Raw genomic sequence first — 23,387 nt, forward strand, 5'->3', positions numbered from 1 at the left:
TCAGAGTTAACTGATCAGAGCCAAGTGATCACTGATCGACCGAGTCGAACTCGATACCCGGCTCCAGATCGCCCTGTTCGAAAGCATCCAGATGACGCCGCGCCATCTCCCGGCCGGCGTCGATCAACGCTTTTGCCCGATGAAATTCATGAAAACCACCTATATCCTTGGGCACACGGATAACCAGGTCTGGGCTATAGCCAGCGATCTTGTACTTGGTCAGCGCGCTCTGCATCACCTCAATGGTGCTTAGCAGTATTCCGGCCCGACCCAGGTTCCCCGCCCGCATCTGATTCAACTTCTGATCCTCCAGCTGTTCAGTCGGTAACTGACCGGCCAGCTGTTCAGTCGGTAACTGACCGGCCAGGGATAGTTGCCTGGCGTTTACATCTACCGCAATAATCAGATCCGCCTGTTGCGCAACTGCTGCAACGATAGGCAAGGGGTTGAGCACGCCACCATCCACCAACAGGCGACCACCCTGAACAATCGGGGTCACGATACCGGGAATAGCTACCGAGGCGCGCATGGCAGCAAGCAAACTACCATGCCGAAACCAGATCTCCTTACTGGAATGAAGATCCGTGGCAATCGCGGTATAACCTATAGGAAGAGACTCGATATCAGGATCACCAATCATCTCACGAATGCGACCAAACACCTTGTCGCCTCGCACGCTCACATCCCTAAAGCTCAGATCGAGCAGACGTACCACATCAATCCAGCGCAACGTTTCCGCCCAGCGACGATAGTCCTCAAGACCTCCCGCCGCATAGAGCCCGCCAACAACAGCCCCCATAGAGCAGCCAGACAGACCAACAATACTGTAACCGCGCGCCTCCAGCTCGGCGATCACTCCGATATGAGCATATCCCCTGGCGCCACCTGCGCCCAACACCAGAGAAACGGTTGCCATAGCTACATCCTCATCCCCTTACAGCGCCGGCACCTGTATCACCACCGCTAACTGCTTGCGACCGCCGAGGACCTCTGGTGCCAGCGCGCCGGCACCATAGGCCTGAATCCGGCGTGAATCGATGCCTTCAGCCACCACCTGATCCTTTAACCGACTGGCCAGCTCGCGAGATTGACGCAGACTCAACTCGATATCGCGCCCCTCCTGATGCAGTACCAGCACCAGATTAAGACCCGGCCTTTCGGTCAGTACCGAAACCAGATTCTGAATGGCTCTATCAGGCGCATCCGGCCAACCCGGCAGATCCGCATAGCCCTGCTGCTCCAGCGTCGTGACCCAGCCACTGCTATCTCCAGACTCGTCCTGGACCCAGTCAAGGTTAAGAAATACCCGGCCATTACCGCGGCGCACGGCATAAACTACCAGATAATCACTGCCTCGCCGGGCAGCCAGATAACGCTGGGTTTCATCCACGCCATACAAACGAGCCGTTTCGAAAAGATCGTTGGCCCAGATATTACTGGCACCGCACTGGCGACCCTCACATTCGAAGAGGATATCCGCACCGTTACGCTGCAGCTGATCCCGAAGGCTCCTGAAACCTGTTTCAGGCGTCTCTCCCGAAGGAAGCTGCCAGGTGGTACGTTGCAGCGAACCGGCCAACTTAAGCTCCCGGTCGGTGCGGATCAGACCATTGATCTTCAGCACCCTGCCCAACATCACCCGATAATCGGGCGCAGGCATGGCGCGATCCTGCACGACACTGCTTCTCGCCACCGGCTCAAGCCAGTCCGGCGATTCAGCAACAGCCGGCAAGCTCAGGCAAGACAACAGCGCAGCAAGACCATAACCCAAGGTACCTAATCGCATATTTCCGCCTTTTCCCTGAATTCGGTTTTTTCCATACTACGGTAGAACGTCGCGATCGTATCAACCACAGCAGCCAGCGTATCCTCTTCAAGATGCGGATGGTGACCACCTTTTATCTCGACGAGACGCACATCTTTCAGCCAATCCAGGCGCCGCATGGATTCCGGCGTTGCGATTCCACCATCCGCAAGACACACCAGCACAGGCTGAGCAATCTGCTCAAAAAAGCTTTTGACTTCCGCTTCTGTCAGCCTCGCCACGGAAGGAGCCAGCAAGCGTGGATCGTGGGACCAGCAATAGCCCCCTTCCTCTCTGACTACCCCCCGACTCACCAGCAACCGAGCAGCAGCCTCGCTAACGGGAAACCTGCCGAAAGTTCTTGCTCGAACCATACGATCCAAATCCTGATAGAGCGACGGAGCCTTAGGCGGCGCCAATCGCCACTCCAGCGCCTTGACCATCTGCAAACGCGCCTCTGCAGGACTCTGGGTCAGCGGCCCTAACCCTTCCAGCATGACCAGACTTCCTACCCGCTCCGGCAGCACCGCCGCGAGCATCGATAAAATACCGGCCCCCAACGAATGCCCCAGCAGATGCACCCTGTCGAGCTCCAGAAGATCCAGTGCCGCGTGAAGATCCAGCACATAGTCCCAGATTGCGTACCAGTCGCCCGGCGCACGCCACTCGGACCGACCATGCCCGGGTAGATCAAATGCAATTAAGCGAACATCCCCCAGACGCGGCGCCAGCAGAGCGAAACTGGCCGCATTATCCAGCCAGCCATGGCATGCCAGTATGGTTACCGGCGCCTGGGCCGAACCAAACTCAAGCCCCGCCAGGGTGCGCCCATTTACCTGAATTTTCAGCTCTTTTGGTTTCATCACTTCCCCTAGTTCTGCTTCCCCAAGCATAACCGATCCGCTAGGATCTCACACTGAAGCCTGCAAGGAGCCTTTATGCCAACCCTGGAACGTACCGCCGGCAACCGCGACCAGCGTGTTTTCTTTATCACTTTCACCTTACTGGCGCTTGTCGCCCCCTTTTATTACCAACCCAATATGGGCGGCGAGGGACTGTTCCTGCCTTATAACGCCAGCATCTGGACTGCAGGCTTGCTGGTATTGGCCTCTGGGGTTATGACACTGATGAACAGTAACCAGGTGGTGATCCCACGGCACACCTGGTTACTGATGCTATTCCCTGCGGGTCTGATACTGGGAGGTTTTCTCACCGGTATAGATCGGCCGTCTGAATGGTTGATCCGGCTTGGCGTCATTGCAGGCGGGATGCTGTTCTGGTTTTTCCTTTTCCAGCACCGCCTCAACCGTCGCCAGATTGATGCCGCCACCTACCTGCTCCTGTCCGGTATCATGCTGCAGGGAATGGTCGGACTGATCCAGATGTTGCCGGACAACCCGCTGCAGCAATGGATCCCCTGGGTCTCCGGCAAGACAGCACCTGCAGGCATCTACCAGCAACCTAATCTGCATGCATCCATGATGGCCACAGGCCTGGCACTTGCTCTCTACCAAGCCACTACACCGGCTTTTTCCAAGCTGCACTGGCCATTCAAGGCTCTGGTGTTAATGACACTATTTCTCTGTGCCTGCAACGTCATGCTCAGCGGTTCACGCGTGGGGCTGATCGGCGGGCTTGTTGCGGTGTTATTTATCCTGGCAGCCCGCTACCGCCAACTGGCGAACCGCAAACTTATAACCCTTGGGATTGTCGTAACGATCGGCGCGGGCGCGGGCGCCGGTGCCGGCACCGGCATCAACAGCGGCGTGCTTCATGCTTTATCAAAGATGGACCGTTTGACTGCCAGCGAAGGTGTCAGCTCCGACGCCAGACCTCATATCTACCGCATCGCATGGCGCAACTTTCTGGAAGCACCACTTAAAGGACATGGGATCGGCAGTTTCCAAAGGGAGTTTCAGGATGAGCGCCCTGCGTACTATGCCGAAACACCCAATTACAAACTCGACGACAAACGCTTCAGCCACCCGCATAACGAACTGCTGTTCTGGATGATAGAGGGCGGGGTGCTTGCCCTTCTTTCAATAGCCGCCGCTGCCATTGCCGTACTCTGGCAGCTGGTCCAGATGGGGTGGCAACGCGGCGTCGCCATGGCCGGGCTGCTCATTCCTATAACTCTGCATACCCAGGTCGAACTACCCTTCTACATCTCCAATGTGCACTGGTTTGTCTTCCTGTTCGTTCTGTTCCTGGTATTCCATCCCGGCAGCAAAACCAAGACTCTAAATATGAGCAGCTCTGCACGTAGCGTCTGCAGTGCATCCTCAGTGCTGCTACCCTCGCTACTGGCGGTTTTTCTGACCCACTCCCTGCTCGCCAACGCAGCTCTGGTGCAATACATGCGCAGCAAGGGCGCCGAGCTTAAACACCTGCAACCGGTACTGGACGATTTCTACTTCCGGGAAATAGGCCAGTTCTATCTGCTGCGCACGCTTCTCTATACCGATATTCACAACGGGACCCACAAAAACACACAAGACTTTATCGACTGGGCGGAAAATTTCCTTGCCCAGATTCCGGACAAGCAAACCTATCAGGATCTGGCGAAGGCCTACCTGCACCAAGGGGAAAAGTCCCAGGCTATAGCCACACTCGATGAAGTACACGCCATCTACCCGGACGACCAGCGCCTGGCGAACTATGCCGAACAGGTAAAAGCGGGAAAATTCAATTTGGGAAGTGGTGCCAGCGGCGCAGATAACCTAATCCAGCCGCCGGCCAGTCAAGGTCAATAACCGCCATATCGGCAGGAGAAAAAGCCCAGGGAGGGGCATGAAAGCCGTCACAGAGCAGCGCGGCGAGTTTTCCAACAAGAGGCTGATGCGCAACCAACAGCAACACATCCACCTCTACTGACTCAAGCCTCTCAAGAACAGCCTCAGGGTCGGCGGAAGGAAGCAGCAGATCAGTATGCTGCACCGTTTGCGCCGCTGTCCTTGACCGCATTAATGCAGCGGTTTGCTGAGCCCTGAGCCAGGGGCTGGCCAAGAGCTCACTCACCTCGGACAACGCCACCAAAACAGCCTGCCCCGGGTGAGACAAGGCCTTACAACCGGCCTCCGTCAGCGGACGCAAAGGGTCATCATCCCGACCAGGGACAGCCTCAGCATGACGCATCAGCAATAGACGCATAAGCTACCCTGCAGGTTACTAATCGGGCAAATGGGAGATTTAGTCCCTCGGCAGGACAAACTCCACATCACTGGGCTGTTCATTCATCATCATGCGGCGGGCCACCTCGCTGATGGGCGCATTTTCGAAAACCACCTGGTAGAGACCATCAACCAGCGGCATGTAGACGTCTTGTTCGGCCGCCTTCTCGCGCACCAGCTTCAGGGTATTAACCCCCTCAGCCACCTCACCAAGCGCCTCAACCGCCTGAGCCAGAGTCTTACCCTCACCCAGCGCATAACCGACGCGATAGTTGCGACTCAGCGGTGACATACAGGTAACGATCAGATCACCAACCCCGGCAAGCCCCAGGAACGTGAGAGGATTAGCGCCCATGCTGACCGCGAAACGACTCATTTCCGCAAGACTGCGGGTCATCAGCATGCTTTTGGTATTTTCCCCCATACCAAAGGCTGCACTCAGGCCCGCGGCGATAGCGTAGATATTTTTCAGCGTTCCGCCCAGCTCAACACCGTAAGTATCGCTACTTGCGTAAACACGGAAATAAGGACTGTGCAGAAGCGCCTGAATACGGTCGCGCAGCTCTTCATCTGCGGAGGCGATAACCGTGCCGGTCAGCTCCCGGCGCGCAACCTCCTTCGCCAGGTTCGGACCACTCAAAACACCGACCCTGGCCTGAGGTACCTCTGCGGCCAGAATCTCACTCATGAGACTGAAACTACCCGCCTCAATCCCCTTGGTGGTACTGATCAGCATCTGATGCGGCTTGATCAACGGTTTCACCCGCTGCATCAACTCCCTGACAGCACTGGAAGGTACAGATACAAAGATGATATCGACACCGTTGAGAGCCGCTTCAAGATCACTGGTCGCGCGGAGGTTCTCAGACAGCTCATACCCCGGGACGTAACGGGTGTTTTCCCGCACGGCATTGATCTTCTCGGCCGCCTCCACGTTACGCATCCAGAGGCGCGTTTCCACGCCCTTTTCCGCAACCATGTTGGCAATGACGGTACCGAAGCTACCGCCACCCAGTACTGCAACCGGCGCTGTCTCGGTCATGCCTGTCTCCTTCTCTACTCGATCTTGTCCAATAGACGATTGATGCCGTAGAAGGCCAGCTTCACAACACCAAACGCGACAGCCGCCAATACCGCGAACAACAGGAGCTGACGAATATCGTCGGTGCGCTGATAACCAGCAATACCTACCGCAGCAAAAAAGGCGCTGGCGATTATCGCCAGCAGATTACTGATTCGCGCCGTACGGTGTCGATCCACTGACTAGCCTCCGATTAACTCTGTTTTTCCCGCTCCAGATCAGCATCCCGAGCCTGATCGACCTGCTCCGGTGCCTCGCCCTCAGCGCTGTCATCGTCGGATTCAGTCTTCGCCTCAGACCCATTTTCAGATACCGATTCAGGCTCAGCAGAGGCTTCCACTGCAGAAGAAGCTTCCTCTGTATCGACTGCAGAATGCTCCACCTCGTTAGAATCCAACGCCTCAGGTTTTACCTCAGACTGCTCGTTGACCTCGTTAAGGACAGACGCCGATGTGCTGCTATCGCCCTGATCCTGGGAGACCTTTTCCTCAGCCTGCGGCGCTGCAGGCTCGGAATCAGCAACCACTTCAGACGCGCTGTTTTCGCCAGCCTCAGTGGAGCTTTCGACTTCGCTCTCAGGCTCAACCGCCGCTTCGACCGGTTTTTCGTCATGCGCCTCTTGGCTATCACTCTTGTCCTGAGTTACAACCGGCTCCTTCTTCTCGAGCGGTTTCAGCAACTCGGGATCAGGGTGCACGCACTCAAGCTTAACGCCGGTTTCTTCCTCAACCTGGGGAATCATGAAGGAATCATCCTCGCAGGCGAAGCAGATGGAGGTACCGCTCGCACCAGCACGTCCGGTACGACCGATGCGGTGGACGTAATCGTCCGCATCATCCGGCAACTGGTAGTTGATCACGTGAGTTACGCCGTCTATATGGATGCCGCGACCGGCCACATCCGTAGCCACGAGGACCTGGATTTTGCCACTACGGAAATCCTCCAGCGTCTTGAGGCGCTTGTTCTGCGGAATCTCGCCGGACATCAGCGCGGCACGCAGACCATCTTTGCGCAATTTCTCGGCCAGTGAGCGCGTTTCATGGCGACGGTTACAGAAAACAATCGCCCGCTCGATACCGTTAACCTGCAGATAGTTGATCAGAAGCTGGTATTTCTCATGACTGGAAACCAGGAACACCGTCTGGGACACGTTGTCCGTGGTTTTATGCTCCGACTCGATCTCGATATGCACCGCATCCATGGTCCACTGACGTGCCAGGCGCATCACATCTTCAGTGAATGTGGCGCTGTAGAGCAGTGTCTGGCGCTCCGCGCCCTTGCGTGGCGTCTGGCGGATAATAGTGCGCACATCCGGGATGAACCCCATGCTGAGCATGCGGTCCGCCTCATCAAGCACAAGTACTTCGATGTTGTAGAGATCGATCTCCTTGCCGCGTACAAAGTCGATCAAACGACCCGGGGTGGCAACAAGAATATCGACAGGCGCTTCGGACAACTGCTTGCGCTGCTTATCGTAATCCATGCCGCCGACGAGAGAGACGACACTCAGGCCTGCGTATCGGCAGAGCCCTTCCGCATCCGACGCGATCTGCAGAGCCAGCTCACGAGTCGGTGCGATGATCAGCGCTCGAGGCTCGGCCAGTTTACGTTCGCCCTCGATCTGAAAGTCCAGCAGGTCGGTGATAATACCGATCAGGAAAGCGGCCGTTTTACCGGTACCGGTCTGCGCCTTGCCGATAATATCCTTACCCTCAAGGGCGGGCTCAATTGTCTCCGCCTGAATCGGCGTGCAGTACTGATAGCCCTGGTCAGCGATGGCATGCATCAGCACATCAGGCAGACTGAAATCATGGAAGCGTTTTTTACCTTCCGCAGGCTCAACCTTGAAGCAGGCCGGAGTCCAGCCCTGCTGTACCGGCTTTTTCTTCGCCGCTGCAGGCTTGCGTGAACGGCGACGACGACGCGGTTTACGGTTTTTGTCGCCGTTATTTTCGCCGCTCTTGTCTGCGCTGTTGTTTTCCGGATTCGGCTGATTTTTCTCGTCTGTACTCAAAGGACTACCTATGTAATTTGTCGAATCAATATGCTATTTCGCGGCGAAACGGCGGCAAAGCGTCCAGAAGCAGTCGGCCGTAGCGCCGGGTCACCACTCGGCGATCCAGCAGCACCACGCGCCCACTATCCTCCTCTGTTCGCAACAGACGGCCCACCGCCTGGGTGAGCCGCATGGAGGCGGTAGGAACCGACCAATCGGAAAATGCATTCCCGCCCTGCTGTTCTATCCACTCCGCGAGTGTGGCATCCACCGGATCATCCGGAACGCCAAACGGCAATTTGGTGATAATAACTTCGGTCAGGTATCCGCCGGGCAGATCCACCCCCTCCGCAAAGGAGGCCAGACCGAAAATAACGCTAGGCTCTCCGCTGTCAACGCGCTGACGATGACACTTCAAAATCTCCTGGCGACTCAGATCACCCTGAGCGAGGACCCTATTCTTAATGGATTCAGGCTGGCGTTCAAGGGCTGTCCGCATTTGGCGCCAGCTGCTGAACAGAACGAGGGCTGCGCCAGCCTTGGCTAAACGCGCCGTGAGGATCTCTGCCACCTCTTCGGTGTGCGACTGAGGGTCGCCGGGATCGGTACGCATCGCCGGCACTTCCAATACCCCTTTATTGTAGTGATCAAAGGGGCTTTGCAGCTTCTCACAGAGCGTGTCGGCCGGCAGGCCCAGCTGCTCCAGCAGCCGATCAAAACGGCCCAGAGCCGTCAAGGTGGCAGAGGTCACCACCGCCCCAAAGCAGACATCCCATAGATGCTCCTTCAACGTATCGGCGGACGACACCGGCGCACTGCGCATTTCCAGATCGGTCAGGCCATTATTGTCGATCCGTGAAACCCAGCGCGCCGTCGGTGAGCGCCCTTCCAGGTCTTTGGTCGCAAAACTGCGAGCCAGCCAGCTAAGCTGCTGCACACGCCCCCAGAGCCTGCCAAGCTGCGGATACCAGCGTTCAGCAAGGCTTCGGTCCACCTCGGCGATTTCACCTTCCATCGCCTCTCGCAACACTGAAACAACCTGTTCAAGGTGCTGAGAAACTCGCTCTGATGAGCTTGTCAGGTCGCGACAGGCCAAACTCAGCGCTTCGGATACACGCCCCTGAGGGAAGCGCACACGAGAGGTCGACTCTTCACTGTCAAAGAGTGCATGCAGGATGGGATCTATCTGTTCCAGCGTTAACAACGCATCACTAACCGGCCGCTGCAGCCGCTCAGCCGGATCCCGCAAAGCGATCGCACCTTCCGCCTCCTCGACCAGCGCACCAAGCTTGCGGGGAATCCCCTGCAGCAGCTTCTGGCTGGCCCCGAGTCGCGCCGAAAACGCGAAATGGCCACTGGCTTTATCAGCCAGATGATGACCCTCATCGAAGATATAGATGGTATCAGCCGGATCCGGCAGTATTGCACCACCGCCAAGCGCCAGATCAGCCAGCACCAGGTCGTGGTTGGCTACAACCAGCTGAACACTATCCAGCTGTTCGCGGGAGCGATAAAAGGGGCAGGCGGAAAAGTTGACGCAGCGCCGGTTACTGCACTGCATATGATCGCTCGTCAGCGGCCGCCAGATCTGATCGTCCAGGGTATCCGGCAGATTGTCTCGATCGCCATCCCAACGACCGGAGGCCAGCTTGTCGACCAGATCCCGATACAGTGCGCGGGTTGCCGGGTCGAGCACCTCAGCTTCTTCATCTTCATAAAGCGCCATCTGGCCGAGATCGCCCTGGCGTTCCAGGTGCTGCTCTATCTTATTGATACAGAGATATCGCCCACGCCCCTTCGCCAGCTGGTAGTCGATAGAGATACCGGCATGCTCGACAATTTCAGGCAGATCCTTGTTAACCAGCTGTTCCTGCAGCGAGACCGTCGCGGTCGAGAGGACAACCTTCTTCTTCCGTGCCGCAGCCACCGGCAGAACAGAGAGCAGATAGGCGATGGTTTTACCTGTACCGGTACCCGCTTCTACGACAGTGACATGCTTCTCACCGAGGCGCTCACCTTTTTCACCGGTACCTATAGCCGCAAGACCACGAGCAATCACCGCGATCATCTGTTTCTGGGCGCCACGCGCTCTCAACCCCTTACTGCCCAGAAAACGGCTGTAAGCAGACTGAATACTCTCTTTAAGCGCTTTGTCCAGCAAACCTGGAACCTCCCGGATCGAAACGGCGGGCATCATAGCAAGAGCGCGCATATTAAAACAGACGATTGCTTGACGCAGAAAAAATACTGTATAAAACTACATGTACTGTATAAATAGACATATGACGATGAAACTAACAAAACGCCAAAGCGAAGTACTCGACTGCATCCGCCGCCACATCGATGAGACCGGCTACCCGCCGACGCGTGCCGACATCGCCCGCGACCTGGGTTTCCGTTCTGCCAATGCCGCTGAAGAGCACCTCAAGGCACTGGCCCGCAAAGGCGCCATCGAAATCACACCGGGCACCTCCCGCGGCATCCGCCTACCGGAAGCCCCGCAGGAAGCCGCCAACGATGGCTTGCCCATTGTCGGCCAGGTTGCTGCAGGTGAGCCGATCCTGGCCCAGGAACACATCGACAACTATTGCGCCATCGGCGCCGAGTTTTTCCGCCCCAACGCCGACTACCTGCTGCGGGTACGCGGCATGAGCATGAAAAACATCGGCATCCTGGATGGCGACCTGCTCGCGGTACATCAGACACCGGAAGCCCGTGAGGGCCAGATAGTGGTGGCACGCATTGGCGATGAGGTCACCGTCAAACGCTTTCATCGTGAAGGACAGATGGTTTACCTGATTGCGGAAAATGAAGAGTTCGCGCCCATCGAGGTAGACCTGGCTGAACAGGAACTTCAGATCGAGGGGCTGGGTGTCGGCGTGATCCGGCAAAGAGCCGACCTTTAAAGACAGACAGAGGTGCCAGCATGTACGCATCAGCGATAGATTACAGCGCCAATCCGGCTCAGGCTCATAACGCCCAGCCGAGCAATGCATTAACCGGACGGGTTACCGAGATCATCCAGCACAGCAAAGAGGTATCACTTGCTGGCCTGTTGCTGCCTATGCTGGCCCAACTGAGTCGTCAAAACCGCTGGCTGGCCATCGTTGGCGCACCCGCGGAGATCTCGCGCGAATCTCTGGCCGAAGCCGGTGTCGACATGGAGCACCTCTGGTTTCTCAAACCCAGCGAAAAACACTCCACGCTGGACCTGGCCAGAAGAGCCCTGGAAGCCCGTACCTGCCACGCGGTCGTATCCTGGCACTCAGATCTAGATGAGACAGGAATGAGCCAGCTGCAGCTCTCTGCGTCGGCCAGCGATACTCAGGGGATCGTGGTGCGCGGCGGGCACTAAGCCCGCCGGTGAATACCGCTACAGCCGCAGAAAATTCTCTACCACTCCAGCATGGAGCCGCGCAGACGCTCCACCAACTGATCCAACGCTGTAAACCAGCTGCGGTATTCCGCCAAAAGCTCCGGATCTTCAGAGTGATCTGGATTGACCTGCACCACGTGAATTTCCGACAGACTTTGTGATTGATCAGAACGCTGCGGGTGCCCATCCGTAGCCGACCAGCAGGCATCGTAGGCACGATAGAGCCTGCTCAGCCAACTCTCCCTTGAATCCACCAGCTGCACCAGCTCATTGGCCTCAGGAGCCTCCTGACCGGTCTGTTCCAGCTGTCGCTGGAGATCACTGACGCTACCGATCATCGACGGATCGATTCGATAACGTTCAGCGATCTCACGCAGGAAAGAGTGCACCGCGCCGGCAAGATGGAACAGCACCGACTCGTTATAGGATTCAACCAAACCATGCCTGTTCCAGCTGTTGCTCACCTGGGACGCATCGAGCGCCTCCAGGTGAAGCCGAACGAAGCTGAGCTTCTGGTTGGTCCGCGATAGATAGATGTCGCTCATCAGGCCTCCGCTGAGCAGCTACTTTTTCTTGCGCGCATGTTCTGTGCGCCACTGGCCGTCCACGTAATACGCGCGCCAGCCTGTAGCTTTACCATCCTTCTCGGACATCACATATTGCTCTTTCGTCTTGCGGCTGTACCGAACCACTGCCGGATTGCCCTCTTCATCCTTTTCAGGCGCATCAAGCAGGTAGTGATACTTGGGATCAATATCCGCGCGGTGCGGGATCAGCTCACTGACCAGCGGGGCACGGGTTTCCCGGTTTTTCGGGAACTGACTGGCCGCCAAAAACAGTCCACTGGCACCATCACGCAGCACATAGGTGTCATCGACTTTTTGGCACTGCAGTTCCGGCATCGGCACGGGATCGATCTTCGGCGGCGCCACTTCACCGTTTTTCAGCAACTTGCGCGTATTTTTGCAATCACCGTTCGTACAACCAAAGAACTTGCCGAAACGGCCAGTCTTAAGCTGCATCTCGGAACCACACTTGTCACACTCGATCACCGGGCCATCATAACCCTTGATCTTGAAGCTGCCCTTTTCGACCTCGTACCCCGGGCAGTCCGGGTTGTTACCACAGACATGCAGCTTGCGCTCAGTGTCGACCAGATAGGCCTCCATCGCCGCACCACAGAGATCGCAGCGATGTTTGTTGCGCAGAATGCGGGACTCCTCTTCGTCATCCCCATCCACGCTGACTACCTCATCCCCCGGAATCAGGTTGATGGTCGCCTTGCAACGCTCTTTCGGCGGCAGGTTATAACCCGAGCAGCCAAGAAACACACCGGTACTGCCGGTACGAATCATCATCTTGCGTCCACATTCCGGGCAATCGATATCGGTGGGCGTCGGCGTATTCGGTCGCATCCCCTCTTCAGGATCCTGCGCCTGCTCCAGCTTCTTCTCGAAGTCGGTATAGAAACGGTTGAGCAACTGTTTCCAGTCCATATCGCCCTGAGCCACCTCGTCGAGGTACTCTTCCATACGGGCGGTAAAGCCGTAGTCCATCAGATCAGAGAAGTTTTCACCAAGCCGCTCGGTAACGATATCGCCCATCTTTCTGGCATAGAAACGGCGTGCCTGAACCTCTACATAACCACGGTCCTGAATCGTCGAGATGATCGACGCATAGGTCGACGGGCGGCCAATACCCCGTTTTTCCAGCTCTTTAACCAGGCTTGCTTCGGTGTACCGCGGTGCAGGTTTGGTAAAGTGCTGCTTCGGATCCAACGCCTGCAGTACCAGCGATTCGCCCGGCTTCACATCCGGCAGAATCAGGTCTTCATCACCCTTACCCTTGCTGCCCATCACCCGAGTGTAACCGTCAAACTTGAGAATACGGCCCTTGGTGGTCAGTTCGAATTCGCCGGCTTTCACCTGCAAGCGCGTGCTGAGATAACGCGCCGGCGTCATCTGACAAGCCAGGAACTGGCGGCGGATCAGGTCGTAAAGACGCACAGCATCCGCATCCATACCGACCAGCGAATCGGGTGCCATGTTGACGTCGGACGGGCGAATCGCCTCGTGCGCTTCCTGGGCTCCCTCTTTGGAACTGTAACGAACAGGATCGGCGGGCAGGTATTCATCGCCGAACGTACTCTGGATATGCGCGCGACAAGACTCCACCGCCTCAGCACTGAGGTTGGTAGAGTCGGTACGCATGTAGGTGATATAGCCCGCTTCATACAGGCGTTGCGCCAGCGTCATCGTCTTCTTGACGCCAAAACCAAGCCGGGTGCTGGCAGCCTGCTGCAGGGTCGAGGTAATAAACGGCGCCGACGGCTTGCTGCTGGTAGGCCGGTCTTCCCGGTTGACCACCTCGAAAGTTTCACCGCGCAGCAGCTTGAGCGCCGCTTCTGTCTGTTCTTCATTGGTCGGGCGGAAGTTGGCGCCGGACTGTTTGACCACCTGAAGGCGCAACGCCTCTTCTTTGGGGGTTAACGCATCGGCATGCACTTCCCAGTACTCATCGGGCACGAACGCGCGGATCTCACGTTCCCGCTCGACAACCAGCTTTACCGCAACCGACTGAACACGGCCGGCGGAAAGGCCGCGGGCGACCTTTTCCCACAACAGCGGGGAAACCATGTAGCCGACCACGCGATCAAGAAAACGCCGCGCCTGCTGGGCGTTGACGCGATTCAGGTCCAGCTGACCCGGTTCCTCGAAAGCTTCCTTGATCGCTTTCTTGGTAATCTCGTTGAAAACGACTCGACGGAAACGCGAATCATCGCCACCGATGGCTTCCCGCAGGTGCCAGGCGATCGCCTCCCCTTCGCGGTCCAAATCCGTTGCGAGATAGATTTCGTCGGCGGAGCGGGCGAGCTTTTTCAGCTCATCAACCACTTTCTCCTTGCCAGGCAGTATTTCGTAGTGAGCGTCCCAATCTTTTTCGGGATCCACACCCATCCGCGCAACAAGCTGCTCTTTTGCCTTGCGCTTTTTATATTCCGCCTTGTCTTCCGGCGACATCTTACGTGTTAACGCTGCCTGCTTGGCGCGCTCTTTGGGATCGCTCTTGGTCGCACTGCCACTGGTCGGCAGATCGCGAATATGACCAACGCTCGACTTCACCACGTACTGGCTGCCGAGGTACTTGTTGATCGTTTTCGCCTTAGCCGGCGACTCCACAATAACGAGCGTTTTACCCATCAAGAAAAATCCTTAAACAAACTAAATCCGACCCCGGAAGCTGCGTGCATATATAAGTGTTGCCTGTACAGGGGTCAAGCAAAGGCGTTAAATCGGCCAACAATAGAGGAATACGGAGATGAAGGCCGGTAGATCGCAAAGTCAGCGCGGGCACTTTATACTTCATGGCGCTAACTGTCTCTTTTTTCAGAGTGCCAAACTTAATGCTGTCAGACAATCTACTCTATGTCGTGCTTATTGCACTGGTCGGTCTTGCCGCCCTGGCGGCGAACTATGTCATCACCACTCGGGAGGCCCAGAATAAGTTTCGCGCCAACCGCCTGAAGTGGCTTAAACAGCAATCCGAACATACGCTTAACGCACTCGCCGTCCTCAAGGAAGTAGGCTCCCGCCCGGACATCATCGACAAGCTCAACCAGCACGCTATGTCGCTTATCGAAGAGATCAATGCCCTGGCTCCAGACTCGGATCTAATGCAGGAGATCGTCCGCAGCAAGGAATCCACCGACCGTATTCAGAAGCGCCCTGGCGGACTGGAAAGCGACCGTGCGGTGCGTCGTGCACAAATCTATCTGAACTTTGCTGAAAAACTTCTGCTGGAGATGGGCAAGAAGGGACGCATCACGCCACAACTTGCCCAGGCCTATCAGCAGGAGCTGTACTGGCTCAACGTATCCATGGTCACCGAAGCGCACATCAACCAGGCGGAACGGATGCAAAAGAACGGCGAACGCCACGGCGCCCTGGCGCACTACAAACACGCCAAGGCGGTTCTGGTGCGCGCCACGGTGCCACAGCAACAAAAACAGGCACTGCAACAGCGCCTGCAGCAGGAGATCGACAAACTGCAACCCAAGCGCGATTACGGTGCTGGCGCTCTGGCCGATTCGCTGGACGATTATTTAAACCAGTAGACCAGTCACAGCTGCCGCTTCAGACCGGCTCGAAACGCGCGACCTGCTCTCCACTGTCCACCACTACCTTTTCGGTAAACATATCGTAGGGCCTCACCCAGAGACCGAAATCGCCATACAACGGGCGATAAACCACCAGCCACTCTTCGGTTTCCGAGTGGCGTGCCAGCCCGATAACCTCGTAGTCTTTTCCCTTGTAATGACGGTAAATTCCGAGCGCAAGCTGCGGGGCACTGCTCATTTCAGACCTCATATATCCGGTTTCCCATGCAGATCTCATTTAGATTCGGGCTTCGATCAACGGATCGATGGCAGCTTTGATCCGATCCAGCGCGGCTTCATCACCTTCTCGCCAGAATACATTCAGATGGATCGGGGTCGATTCCAGCGCTATCGCATCGGCTGGCAAATCAGCAAGCGTCTCACACAGTGCCGCCAACCGCGCACCGTCCAACCGGCCCTCGCCACTGATCCAACTCCAGCCTTGCGGCAACCCCTCTTGATCCAGGGTTTCTGCGCGGCAGACCTGCCAGCTCACCCAGCTATCTTTCTGCTGACTGCTGAGATTGGTGCGCACCTGACGGTAAACGGGAACACTGAGTGTCTCAGCTTCCGCCTCCCCTTTCTGGCGCGGCATTTTTAGCTGCGCGATCTGCACCTGAAACCCCAGCCCCCGGGCCTTCAAGCGCAGGTTAGCCTGAAACCTCTCTCTTGGACTCGGCATGACCCACATCACCGATCCCACGAGAGATGACACCACCAGGATGATGATTAACCATTTCATGATGTTATTATCCTTAAAGAGATACTAAAAAAACCCGGTCGTACCCCACGGCCGTGGTCCAGTCGACAAGGAGCCCAGACTATGGCCCGTTATTCTCGAATTCTGCTTGCCATCGACCTGTCCGAGGAGTGCCCTCAACTTTCGGATCGCGCGGTTGAGCTTGCCCGCATGAACCAGGCCCAGCTGAGTCTGATCCACGTGGTCGAGCCCCTTAGCTTTGCTTATGGCGGTGATGTGCCCATGGATCTCTCCACCATTCAGGAGCAGCTGGACGAACATGCCCGCAGCAAACTCAACGCCTATGCCGAACAGCTGAGCTACCCGGTAGACAAAAAGTTTGTCGTTACAGGCAATACCGAAACTGAGATCCACCAGGTTGCCAGCAACGAAGATACCGACCTGATTATCGTCGGCAGCCACGGCCGCCACGGCCTCGCGCTGCTGCTTGGTTCGACCGCCAACGGCGTGCTGCACGGCGCGCCCTGCGACGTGCTGGCCGTGCGCGTCAAGAAAGACTGACAGACCTGCCCGACCAGGCCGGGTCAAGACCCGGCCTGCATCTCCTCCAGCTCCACCCAGCGCTCCATCAGCGCCTCCAGCTTCAGTTCCTGGGCGCTTAGTGCCTCAAGCCGCTCAGTCACATGGGCATGATCCTGGCTATAGAAGTCAGCGGCACTGGTTTCCGCCTGCAGCGCCTCAAGCAGCGCTTCAGCCTCCTCCATCTGCGCCGGCAAGGCATCCAGCTCGCGCTGGAGCTTGTAGCTCAGTTTGCGTCCCGCCTTTGGCTTGTCTGCCTTAGCCTGCCTGGCGGCTTCCGAGGCTTCACTGCCGGCAGGTTTGACCGAAGCCGTCGCCGCCACTCTACGCTGGCGTAACCAGTCCTGGTATCCACCCACATATTCGGACACGCGCCCCTCACCCTCAAATGCCAGGGTGCTGGTGACCACATTATCGAGGAAACGACGGTCGTGACTGACCAACAGCAGAGTGCCCTCGTAACTGAGCAGAATCTCCTCCAGCAGCTCCAGGGTTTCCATATCCAGATCGTTGGTAGGCTCATCAAGCACCAGCATATTGGCGGGCTGACTGAACAGCCGCGCCAGCATGACACGGTTGCATTCACCACCGGAGAGCGCCTTCACCGGCGTGCGGGCACGCTCGGGGCTGAACAGGAAGTCCTGCAGGTAGCTGATAATATGGCGGTCGCGGCCATTGATAGTGATACTTTCACGGCCGCCGGAGACGTTATCGATGATGGTTTTTTCCGGATCCAGCTGGCCACGAAGCTGATCGAAGTAGGCCACCTCCAGCTTGGTACCGAGGCGCACCTTGCCCTGATCCGGTTGTAGCTCGCCAAGCAGGATTTTCAGCAGTGTACTCTTGCCGGCGCCGTTGGGACCAATCAGACCGACGCGGTCGCCGCGCTGAATCGCCAGGGTCAGATCCTGGATGATTGTCTGCCCTTCATAGGCGTGGGAGACGTGCTCAAGCTCTACCACCAGCTTGCCAGACTTGGACGCATCCTCAAGGTTGAACTGGGCAGCGCCCTGACGCTCACGGCGCTCACCACGCTCCTCACGCAGTTTTTTCAACGCCCGGACACGCCCTTCGTTACGGGTTCGTCTCGCCTTGATACCCTGGCGAATCCATTTCTCTTCCTGAGCCAGCTTCTTGTCGAACTCCGCATTGCGGCGCTCCTCTTCCTGAAGCTGCGCCTCTTTCTGCTCAAGATACTTGCTGTAATTACCCGGGAAGGAGCTCAGATGGCCACGATCAAGCTCGATAATCCGCGTCGCCAGGCGATCCACCAGGGCACGGTCATGGGAAATAAACAGGACACCACCACGGAAGGCCAGAATCTGTTCCTCCAGCCACTCGATGGTTTCTATATCCAGATGGTTGGTGGGCTCATCGAGCAGCAGCAGATCCGGCGCCTGCACCAGCGCAGCACCGAGTGCCGCTCGGCGACGCCAGCCACCGGAAAGCTCTGCCATGGTCTTATCACCCGGCAGAGAAAGACGGTTTAGGATCGTCTCCACACGCTGTTCCAGGTGCCAGCCATCGCGGGCTTCCAGCTCATGCTGAAGCGTTTCGAGCTGCGCCAGGGACGCCTGATCATGGCTGTTCGCCAGCGCTTCGTACTCGTTACGCAGACGTACGACTTCCGCAAGGCCCGACATCACCACATCTTCGACGCGGCGCTCATCGGCCGCCGGCAGCATCTGCGGCAGCTCGGCGATGCGGATCGCAGGATCCTGCCAGTACTGGCCGGCATCGGGATGCTGGTAACCGGAGACCACTTTCAGCAGGGTCGATTTACCCGCCCCGTTCAGGCCCACCAAAGCCACACGCTCGCCCGGCTCGATCTGCAGGTTTACATGATCAAGCAGCGTGCGTGTCCCGAAACTCACACACAATTCATCAAATTTAATCAGCGGCATAAAACGTCATGCACTCTTTTCAGTTTCAAGCGCGCTAGTCTACCTGAAACAGGGGGTAGAAATGAAAAACCCTCAACGATCGCACATTCTGCTCCAGTCACGGTAGACTGCTACCAATTAAAAAGCGTAACCCCAAATCGAGCTATCAGAGGATGAATCGCCGATGAAGCGCCAGAAGCTGCTACCCGTTATCTCTACTCTTTTGCTTCTCACCCCTTTATCGACCCAGGTCGCAGCCCTTACCCAACAGCAGGAGCTATACCGCGATACGCTAAAAGCCGCCCGCAGCAGCGACAACCCCCAGGTGGTCACAGGGCTCAAGCAGCTCGGCGACTACCCGCTCAAGCCCTATATTCTCTATACCCAGCTCCGAGCCAAGCTCGACCAGCTGGACGCACAGGACGCCCTCAACTTCAGCAGTCGTCACCCGGATATTCCTCTCGAGGGGCGTTTACGCTGGGCGCTGGCCAGCTCACTGGGCGAACGCGGCGACTGGCAAGGCTTTTCCCAGCTGTATGAAACGCTCGATCGACCCAGCACGACCCAGGAGTGCTATGCCGGTCGCGCGGCACTGGCGGCCAACCAACTGAATGAGGCATTCACCATCGCCGGGCGCCTTTGGGTTGAAGGCAAATCCCAGCCCAATGCCTGCGACCCGCTTTTCGAGCGCTGGATGCAGGCCGGAAAGCTAACCGACGCCCATGCGCTAAAACGCGTTTTGGCTGCACTCGAGGCGGGCAACCCTTCACTGGCAAAATACGCCGCCAAACAGGCCAAGAGCCCGGCAACCAAAGAACAGATCGCTTTTGCACAATCCCTGTACGAGAACCCGCTACAGCTGCTTGGCAACCCCGCGATCCTCACCAAAGCCAATCCTGAGCACCGCCGTCTGCTGATGCTCGCCGTTAACCGGCTGCGCCGCTCCGACCTGGATGCCGCCATCGACCTCTGGGTACGTGATCGCGACCGCCTGGCCGTGCCACTCGAGGAGCAGTACGCCATTACCGATCGTATCGGCACTTACAAGGCGAAACGCTTCCAGCAGGATTCCGCCCAGACACTGGCGAAACTGGACCCCAACTTCAGCCGCGACGATCTTACCGGTTGGCGGGCCCGCCTGGCGATGATCGAACAGGACTGGAAAGGCGTTGAGACACTGATAGGAAAGCTATCCGCCGAAGAGCGCCAGACAGAGCGCTGGCAGTATTGGCTCAGCGTGGCACAGCGCAAACAGGGACAGACGGTCAACGAACAGCTCAAACAACTGAGCAAGGACCGCACCTTCTACGGTTTTCTCGCCGCCGAGCTGAGCGACTCCCCCTTCAGCATGAATCACGAACCGGCGGCCTTGAATGAGGCCACGCTGACGCGCCTCGCTAACCTGCCCGCATTCCAGCGCATGCACGAACTGTTCGAACTCGGAGAACTGTATGACGCCCGCTCGGAATGGAACCAGATCACGCAGACACTGACACCGGCAGAACAGCACCTGGCGTCGCACCTGGTCAACAGCTGGGGCTGGTATACCCAGGGTATTCGCGGCGCAATCCAGAGCGAGCAGTGGAACGATCTGGAAATCCGCTTCCCGGACCCTTTCCGCTCCCTGTTTGACACAGCAGCGGAGCGCAACGGTATTACCAAGACCTGGGCCACCGCCATCGCCCGCCAGGAGAGCGCCTTCTGGATTCAGGCGCGCTCCCACGCCGGCGCCCGCGGTTTGATGCAGCTGATGCCTGCCACCGCGCGCGACACGGCGAAAAAGCACCAGCTGCCGCTGAACGGCCTGGGCTCACTCTATGATCCGCAGACCAACATCGACCTGGGTAGCGCCTACCTGGGTGAGATGTACCGCCGCTTTGACAGCAACCGGGTGTTTGCCACCGCAGCCTATAATGCGGGGCCACACCGGGTGAATCGCTGGCTCAGGGACCGCGGCGAGCTGCCGCTGGATATCTGGATTGAAACGATTCCGTTCGACGAGACCCGCAACTACGTCCAGAACGTGCTCTCTTTCGCCGTCATCTACGACACCCGCGCCGGACGTCCGGCACAGCTGCTTAGCGATAGCGAGCAAAAACTGCTGGCGTTCTATCAGGCAGATTGATCACCAGTAGCGCAGATAGCCGCAAGAAAGACGCTGAACTGGCCTTCATCAAAGGGCCAGTTTAGCTCCCTGCCTGATCGCGGCTCCCGTACAACGGGTATCCGCGTGGCGTAGGTGTCCATTAGCACCTCATCGAAAGCGATATCCACCAGGTCCACCTCCGCATCGCCAGGCTTCAGCACTGCGAGTAGCACAGCCACCGCCTCATCACAGAGGTGGCATCCATCGGTTGTCATCAATTCGAGATAAGGCATAAAAATCGTTTCCAGCGCTGTAGACATCTATTGGAGATCGCAGGATACCCACCCGAGCTTTCACACGCGACCCTGCAGAACACGAGGATCGTCCGCATCACCGGCGCAGATAGGGTATTTTTTTGATGTCAGCTTATGCAGACAATACCTTCGACGCTCTCACTATTCTCTGCATACGCAGCCTGTCGTTTATCTTCAAAAATCGCTCAAGGCTTTAACTGACGGGGCTTTCAGCCAACCGCCCAGAACTAAAAAAATGACGACAACCTTTCTGCAACAACCCTATGCCACTCTGTTTTGTGCGGATTTGGCGGATACAGACAATAACCTCTCATTATTTGTGGTTGTTCTCTCCAACGCCTGAGTCTATGCTCAAAAATCAGTCAAATGCTAAGGGCGCGAGCCCGCAGCTCCGGTACAGCACACCTATACCAGCAATGGAGTCGGCATATCTATGGATAAAAAAACAGAGAGCGGTAACTATTCCATCGATCCTCAGGAGTTCATGAACTACGTCGCACATGAAACCAACAAAGTGCTGGATATGTTTTCAGCCAGCGGTGGCGACGACATTTTTCGGCAGTTCACCCAGTCCTGGACCGAGCTGGCAACGCGCTCGCTGGAAGATCCGACCGTCTGGATAAAGGCTATCACCGATTATCAGCAGGCCCAGTTCAATCTCTGGCGCAACCTGCTCAGCGGCAATACCAGTGAAACTCCGGTAGCCCAACCGGAAAAAGGCGACCGCCGCTTCCAGGGCGAAGAGTGGTCCACCAACCCGATTTACGATTACATCAAGCAATCTTACCTGCTGACCTCCCGCATGCTGGTGGATATGGCTGCCAACGCCAAGCTGGCGCCGTCCGAGCAGTCCAAGCTTGAGTTCTACACCAAGCAGTATGTCGATGCCCTGTCACCGACCAACTTCGCACTGACCAACCCGGAAGTTCTGCAGCAGGCCCTGGAAACCAAGGGCCAGAGCCTCGTCGACGGCCTGCAGAACCTGCTCGCCGATATCGAGAAGGGCCGGATTTCCATGACCGACGAGGAAGCCTTCGAGCTGGGTACCAACCTGGCGACCACCGAAGGCGCGGTCGTGTTCCAGAACGATATTTTCCAGCTGATCCACTACAAGCCGGAGGGCGATCAGGTCTACGAGCGCCCGACACTGATCGTGCCGCCGAGCATCAACAAGTTCTATATTCTCGATCTCCAGCCGCACAACTCCTTCGTGCGCTACTGTGTCGAACAGGGTCAGAACGTCTTCCTGGTTTCCTGGGTTAACCCGACCGCGGATCAACGCGACCTGAGCTGGGACGACTACGTCCAGGACGGGGTATTGAAGGCGATCGAACTGACCAAAGAGATCGGTGGCTCCGAGAAGATCAACGCCGTTTCCTGGTGTGTCGGCGGCACGCTGCTCGCCACCGCTCTGGCATTGATGGCTAACCGTAAAGACGCCACCGTTGGCTCCGCCACCTTCCTGACCACCCTCACCGACTTCGAAAACCCGGGCGACCTCTGCGTTTTCATCGACGAGTACCAGGTCAAGCAGCTGGAAAGCAAGGTAAATTCCCAGGGCGTGCTCAACGGCAAGGAGCTGGCCACCTCGTTCAATATGCTGCGCTCCAATGATCTGATCTGGTCCTACGTGGTCAACAACTACCTCAAGGGCCAGACACCACCGCCGTTCGACATCCTTTACTGGAACAGCGATTCCACCAACCTGCCGGCCAACATGTACACCTTCTACATCAACAAGATGTACCTGGAGAACAAACTGTCCGAGCCGGACGGACTGGAAGTCTGCGGCGAGCCGATTGACCTCGGCAAGATCAAGATCCCCTGCTATTTCCTCTCCACTGTGGAAGATCATATCGCGCCGTGGAAAGGCACCTTTAAGGCGACCGAAACCTTCGGCAGTAACATCGAGTTCGTCCTCGGAGCCAGCGGTCATGTGGCAGGGGTTATCAACCCGGCCTCCAAAAACCGCCGCAACTACTGGATCAAGGGCGAGCAGGGCCAGGGACCGGACCACTGGCTGGAAACAGCCGAGCGTCAGGAAGGCTCCTGGTGGCCAAACTGGGCGGAGTGGGTTCGCCGTCGCGCCGGCAAGAAAATCGACGCGCCGAAAGAGTATGGCAACGAAACCTACAAAGCGATCGAGCCCGCACCCGGTTCATACGTGCGTCGTCGTATCACCTGAGCAGATCCCCTCGCGAAAAACCACCATTAACGGGGCGCCTTGAGCGCCCCGTTTGCT

At 57.2% G+C, this 23,387-nt stretch carries 20 protein-coding genes and 1 pseudogene; 7 read left to right on the top strand and 14 right to left on the bottom strand.

Going from position 1 to position 23,387, the window contains the following annotated elements:
• Window positions 1-28 precede the first annotated feature (28 nt).
• The 3 genes from CLV83_RS07745 to CLV83_RS07755 are packed head-to-tail and all read right to left on the bottom strand — an operon-like array spanning window position 29 to window position 2,667.
• Entirely contained in the window at window positions 29-916 is an 888-nt protein-coding gene (locus tag CLV83_RS07745) for a patatin-like phospholipase family protein (RefSeq protein WP_132289796.1), read from the bottom strand.
• Between the two features lie 18 nt (window positions 917-934).
• Window positions 935-1,786: a DUF4892 domain-containing protein gene (locus CLV83_RS07750; protein WP_132289799.1), complete on the bottom strand. Its 852-nt coding sequence runs from the start codon at window positions 1,784-1,786 to the stop codon at window positions 935-937.
• Window positions 1,777-2,667: an alpha/beta fold hydrolase gene (locus CLV83_RS07755; protein WP_165900255.1), complete on the bottom strand. Its 891-nt coding sequence runs from the start codon at window positions 2,665-2,667 to the stop codon at window positions 1,777-1,779. The genes CLV83_RS07750 and CLV83_RS07755 overlap by 10 nt, the downstream gene beginning before the upstream one ends.
• Window positions 2,668-2,742: 75 nt before the next feature.
• Here CLV83_RS07755 and CLV83_RS07760 point away from each other — a divergent pair, with 75 nt between their 5' ends.
• Window positions 2,743-4,557, top strand: coding sequence for a PglL family O-oligosaccharyltransferase (locus CLV83_RS07760; protein ID WP_132289805.1), 1,815 nt, complete (start codon window positions 2,743-2,745; stop codon window positions 4,555-4,557).
• Here CLV83_RS07760 and sixA read toward each other — a convergent pair.
• The 5 genes and pseudogenes from sixA to dinG all read right to left on the bottom strand — a co-directional run bounded on the left by sixA (window position 4,490) and on the right by dinG (window position 10,212).
• On the bottom strand, window positions 4,490-4,954 hold the full coding sequence (sixA, locus tag CLV83_RS07765; RefSeq protein WP_132289808.1) for a phosphohistidine phosphatase SixA: 465 nt from the start codon (window positions 4,952-4,954) through the stop codon (window positions 4,490-4,492). The genes CLV83_RS07760 and sixA overlap by 68 nt on opposite strands.
• 39 nt (window positions 4,955-4,993) lie before the next feature.
• Window positions 4,994-6,016 carry an NAD(P)H-dependent glycerol-3-phosphate dehydrogenase gene (locus CLV83_RS07770; protein ID WP_132289811.1) on the bottom strand — a complete coding sequence of 341 codons (1,023 nt, stop codon included), beginning with the start codon at window positions 6,014-6,016 and terminating at the stop codon, window positions 4,994-4,996.
• Between the two features lie 14 nt (window positions 6,017-6,030).
• Complete coding sequence (locus CLV83_RS07775) at window positions 6,031-6,234, bottom strand: hypothetical protein (protein WP_132289814.1); 204 nt, start codon at window positions 6,232-6,234, stop codon at window positions 6,031-6,033.
• Between the two features lie 494 nt (window positions 6,235-6,728).
• Window positions 6,729-8,069 (bottom strand): annotated as a pseudogene (rhlB, locus tag CLV83_RS07780) (ATP-dependent RNA helicase RhlB); the annotation flags it as partial.
• A 25-nt stretch (window positions 8,070-8,094) separates the two neighbouring features.
• Entirely contained in the window at window positions 8,095-10,212 is a 2,118-nt protein-coding gene (gene dinG, locus CLV83_RS07785; protein WP_132289820.1) for an ATP-dependent DNA helicase DinG, read from the bottom strand.
• 121 nt (window positions 10,213-10,333) lie between these two features.
• Here dinG and lexA point away from each other — a divergent pair, with 121 nt between their 5' ends.
• Window positions 10,334-10,957, top strand: coding sequence for a transcriptional repressor LexA (lexA, locus tag CLV83_RS07790; RefSeq protein WP_481318831.1), 624 nt, complete (start codon window positions 10,334-10,336; stop codon window positions 10,955-10,957).
• A 20-nt stretch (window positions 10,958-10,977) separates the two neighbouring features.
• A complete protein-coding gene (locus CLV83_RS07795) occupies window positions 10,978-11,406 on the top strand; it encodes a cell division inhibitor SulA (RefSeq protein WP_132289826.1) in 429 nt (142 codons plus the stop codon).
• A gap of 38 nt (window positions 11,407-11,444) precedes the next feature.
• Here CLV83_RS07795 and CLV83_RS07800 read toward each other — a convergent pair whose 3' ends face one another.
• Window positions 11,445-11,972, bottom strand: a complete 528-nt coding sequence (locus CLV83_RS07800) for a DUF6586 family protein (RefSeq protein ID WP_132289829.1) — start codon at window positions 11,970-11,972, stop codon at window positions 11,445-11,447.
• 18 nt (window positions 11,973-11,990) lie between these two features.
• On the bottom strand, window positions 11,991-14,627 hold the full coding sequence (gene topA / locus CLV83_RS07805) for a type I DNA topoisomerase (RefSeq protein WP_132289832.1): 2,637 nt from the start codon (window positions 14,625-14,627) through the stop codon (window positions 11,991-11,993).
• Window positions 14,628-14,830: 203 nt separating this feature from the next.
• Here topA and CLV83_RS07810 point away from each other — a divergent pair, with 203 nt between their 5' ends.
• Entirely contained in the window at window positions 14,831-15,541 is a 711-nt protein-coding gene (locus CLV83_RS07810; protein WP_132289835.1) for a DNA topoisomerase I, read from the top strand.
• 19 nt (window positions 15,542-15,560) lie between these two features.
• Here the strand turns inward: CLV83_RS07810 and CLV83_RS07815 are convergent, their stop codons facing one another.
• A complete protein-coding gene (locus CLV83_RS07815; protein ID WP_132289838.1) occupies window positions 15,561-15,782 on the bottom strand; it encodes a DUF1653 domain-containing protein in 222 nt (73 codons plus the stop codon).
• Window positions 15,783-15,821: 39 nt separating this feature from the next.
• The gene (locus tag CLV83_RS07820; RefSeq protein ID WP_132289841.1) at window positions 15,822-16,325 is read right to left on the bottom strand and encodes a hypothetical protein; all 504 of its coding nucleotides are present in this window, start codon (window positions 16,323-16,325) and stop codon (window positions 15,822-15,824) included.
• 81 nt (window positions 16,326-16,406) lie between these two features.
• Between CLV83_RS07820 and CLV83_RS07825 the strand changes: the two genes are divergently transcribed.
• A complete protein-coding gene (locus CLV83_RS07825; protein WP_132289844.1) occupies window positions 16,407-16,844 on the top strand; it encodes a universal stress protein in 438 nt (145 codons plus the stop codon).
• Window positions 16,845-16,867: 23 nt separating this feature from the next.
• Here the strand turns inward: CLV83_RS07825 and CLV83_RS07830 are convergent, their stop codons facing one another.
• Window positions 16,868-18,766, bottom strand: a complete 1,899-nt coding sequence (locus CLV83_RS07830) for an ATP-binding cassette domain-containing protein (protein ID WP_132289847.1) — start codon at window positions 18,764-18,766, stop codon at window positions 16,868-16,870.
• 163 nt (window positions 18,767-18,929) lie between these two features.
• On the opposite strand from CLV83_RS07830, the gene CLV83_RS07835 reads away from it, so the two are divergent.
• Complete coding sequence (locus CLV83_RS07835) at window positions 18,930-20,870, top strand: transglycosylase SLT domain-containing protein (RefSeq protein WP_132289850.1); 1,941 nt, start codon at window positions 18,930-18,932, stop codon at window positions 20,868-20,870.
• On the opposite strand, the gene CLV83_RS07840 is transcribed toward CLV83_RS07835, so the two are convergent.
• Window positions 20,858-21,151 carry a glutaredoxin family protein gene (locus CLV83_RS07840; protein WP_243642311.1) on the bottom strand — a complete coding sequence of 98 codons (294 nt, stop codon included), beginning with the start codon at window positions 21,149-21,151 and terminating at the stop codon, window positions 20,858-20,860. The genes CLV83_RS07835 and CLV83_RS07840 overlap by 13 nt on opposite strands.
• Before the next feature lie 427 nt (window positions 21,152-21,578).
• On the opposite strand from CLV83_RS07840, the gene CLV83_RS07845 reads away from it, so the two are divergent.
• On the top strand, window positions 21,579-23,330 hold the full coding sequence (locus CLV83_RS07845; protein ID WP_132289853.1) for a PHA/PHB synthase family protein: 1,752 nt from the start codon (window positions 21,579-21,581) through the stop codon (window positions 23,328-23,330).
• The last annotated feature ends 57 nt before the right edge of the window (window positions 23,331-23,387 follow it).

This window comes from Marinobacterium mangrovicola (genome assembly GCF_004339595.1).
GTDB classification, from domain to species: Bacteria; Pseudomonadota; Gammaproteobacteria; order Pseudomonadales; family Balneatricaceae; genus Marinobacterium_D; species Marinobacterium_D mangrovicola.

Coding starts and splice junctions, on each gene's coding strand:
- CLV83_RS07745 (WP_132289796.1), bottom strand. CDS start 916: ATGGCAACCGTTTCTCTGGTGTTGGGCGCAGGTGGCGCCAGGGGATAT.
- CLV83_RS07750 (WP_132289799.1), bottom strand. CDS start 1,786: ATGCGATTAGGTACCTTGGGTTATGGTCTTGCTGCGCTGTTGTCTTGC.
- CLV83_RS07755 (WP_165900255.1), bottom strand. CDS start 2,667: ATGAAACCAAAAGAGCTGAAAATTCAGGTAAATGGGCGCACCCTGGCG.
- CLV83_RS07760 (WP_132289805.1), top strand. CDS start 2,743: ATGCCAACCCTGGAACGTACCGCCGGCAACCGCGACCAGCGTGTTTTC.
- sixA (WP_132289808.1), bottom strand. CDS start 4,954: ATGCGTCTATTGCTGATGCGTCATGCTGAGGCTGTCCCTGGTCGGGAT.
- CLV83_RS07770 (WP_132289811.1), bottom strand. CDS start 6,016: ATGACCGAGACAGCGCCGGTTGCAGTACTGGGTGGCGGTAGCTTCGGT.
- lexA (WP_481318831.1), top strand. CDS start 10,334: ATGACGATGAAACTAACAAAACGCCAAAGCGAAGTACTCGACTGCATC.
- CLV83_RS07795 (WP_132289826.1), top strand. CDS start 10,978: ATGTACGCATCAGCGATAGATTACAGCGCCAATCCGGCTCAGGCTCAT.
- CLV83_RS07800 (WP_132289829.1), bottom strand. CDS start 11,972: ATGAGCGACATCTATCTATCGCGGACCAACCAGAAGCTCAGCTTCGTT.
- topA (WP_132289832.1), bottom strand. CDS start 14,627: ATGGGTAAAACGCTCGTTATTGTGGAGTCGCCGGCTAAGGCGAAAACG.
- CLV83_RS07810 (WP_132289835.1), top strand. CDS start 14,831: ATGCTGTCAGACAATCTACTCTATGTCGTGCTTATTGCACTGGTCGGT.
- CLV83_RS07815 (WP_132289838.1), bottom strand. CDS start 15,782: ATGAGCAGTGCCCCGCAGCTTGCGCTCGGAATTTACCGTCATTACAAG.
- CLV83_RS07820 (WP_132289841.1), bottom strand. CDS start 16,325: ATGAAATGGTTAATCATCATCCTGGTGGTGTCATCTCTCGTGGGATCG.
- CLV83_RS07825 (WP_132289844.1), top strand. CDS start 16,407: ATGGCCCGTTATTCTCGAATTCTGCTTGCCATCGACCTGTCCGAGGAG.
- CLV83_RS07830 (WP_132289847.1), bottom strand. CDS start 18,766: ATGCCGCTGATTAAATTTGATGAATTGTGTGTGAGTTTCGGGACACGC.
- CLV83_RS07835 (WP_132289850.1), top strand. CDS start 18,930: ATGAAGCGCCAGAAGCTGCTACCCGTTATCTCTACTCTTTTGCTTCTC.
- CLV83_RS07840 (WP_243642311.1), bottom strand. CDS start 21,151: ATGTCTACAGCGCTGGAAACGATTTTTATGCCTTATCTCGAATTGATG.
- CLV83_RS07845 (WP_132289853.1), top strand. CDS start 21,579: ATGGATAAAAAAACAGAGAGCGGTAACTATTCCATCGATCCTCAGGAG.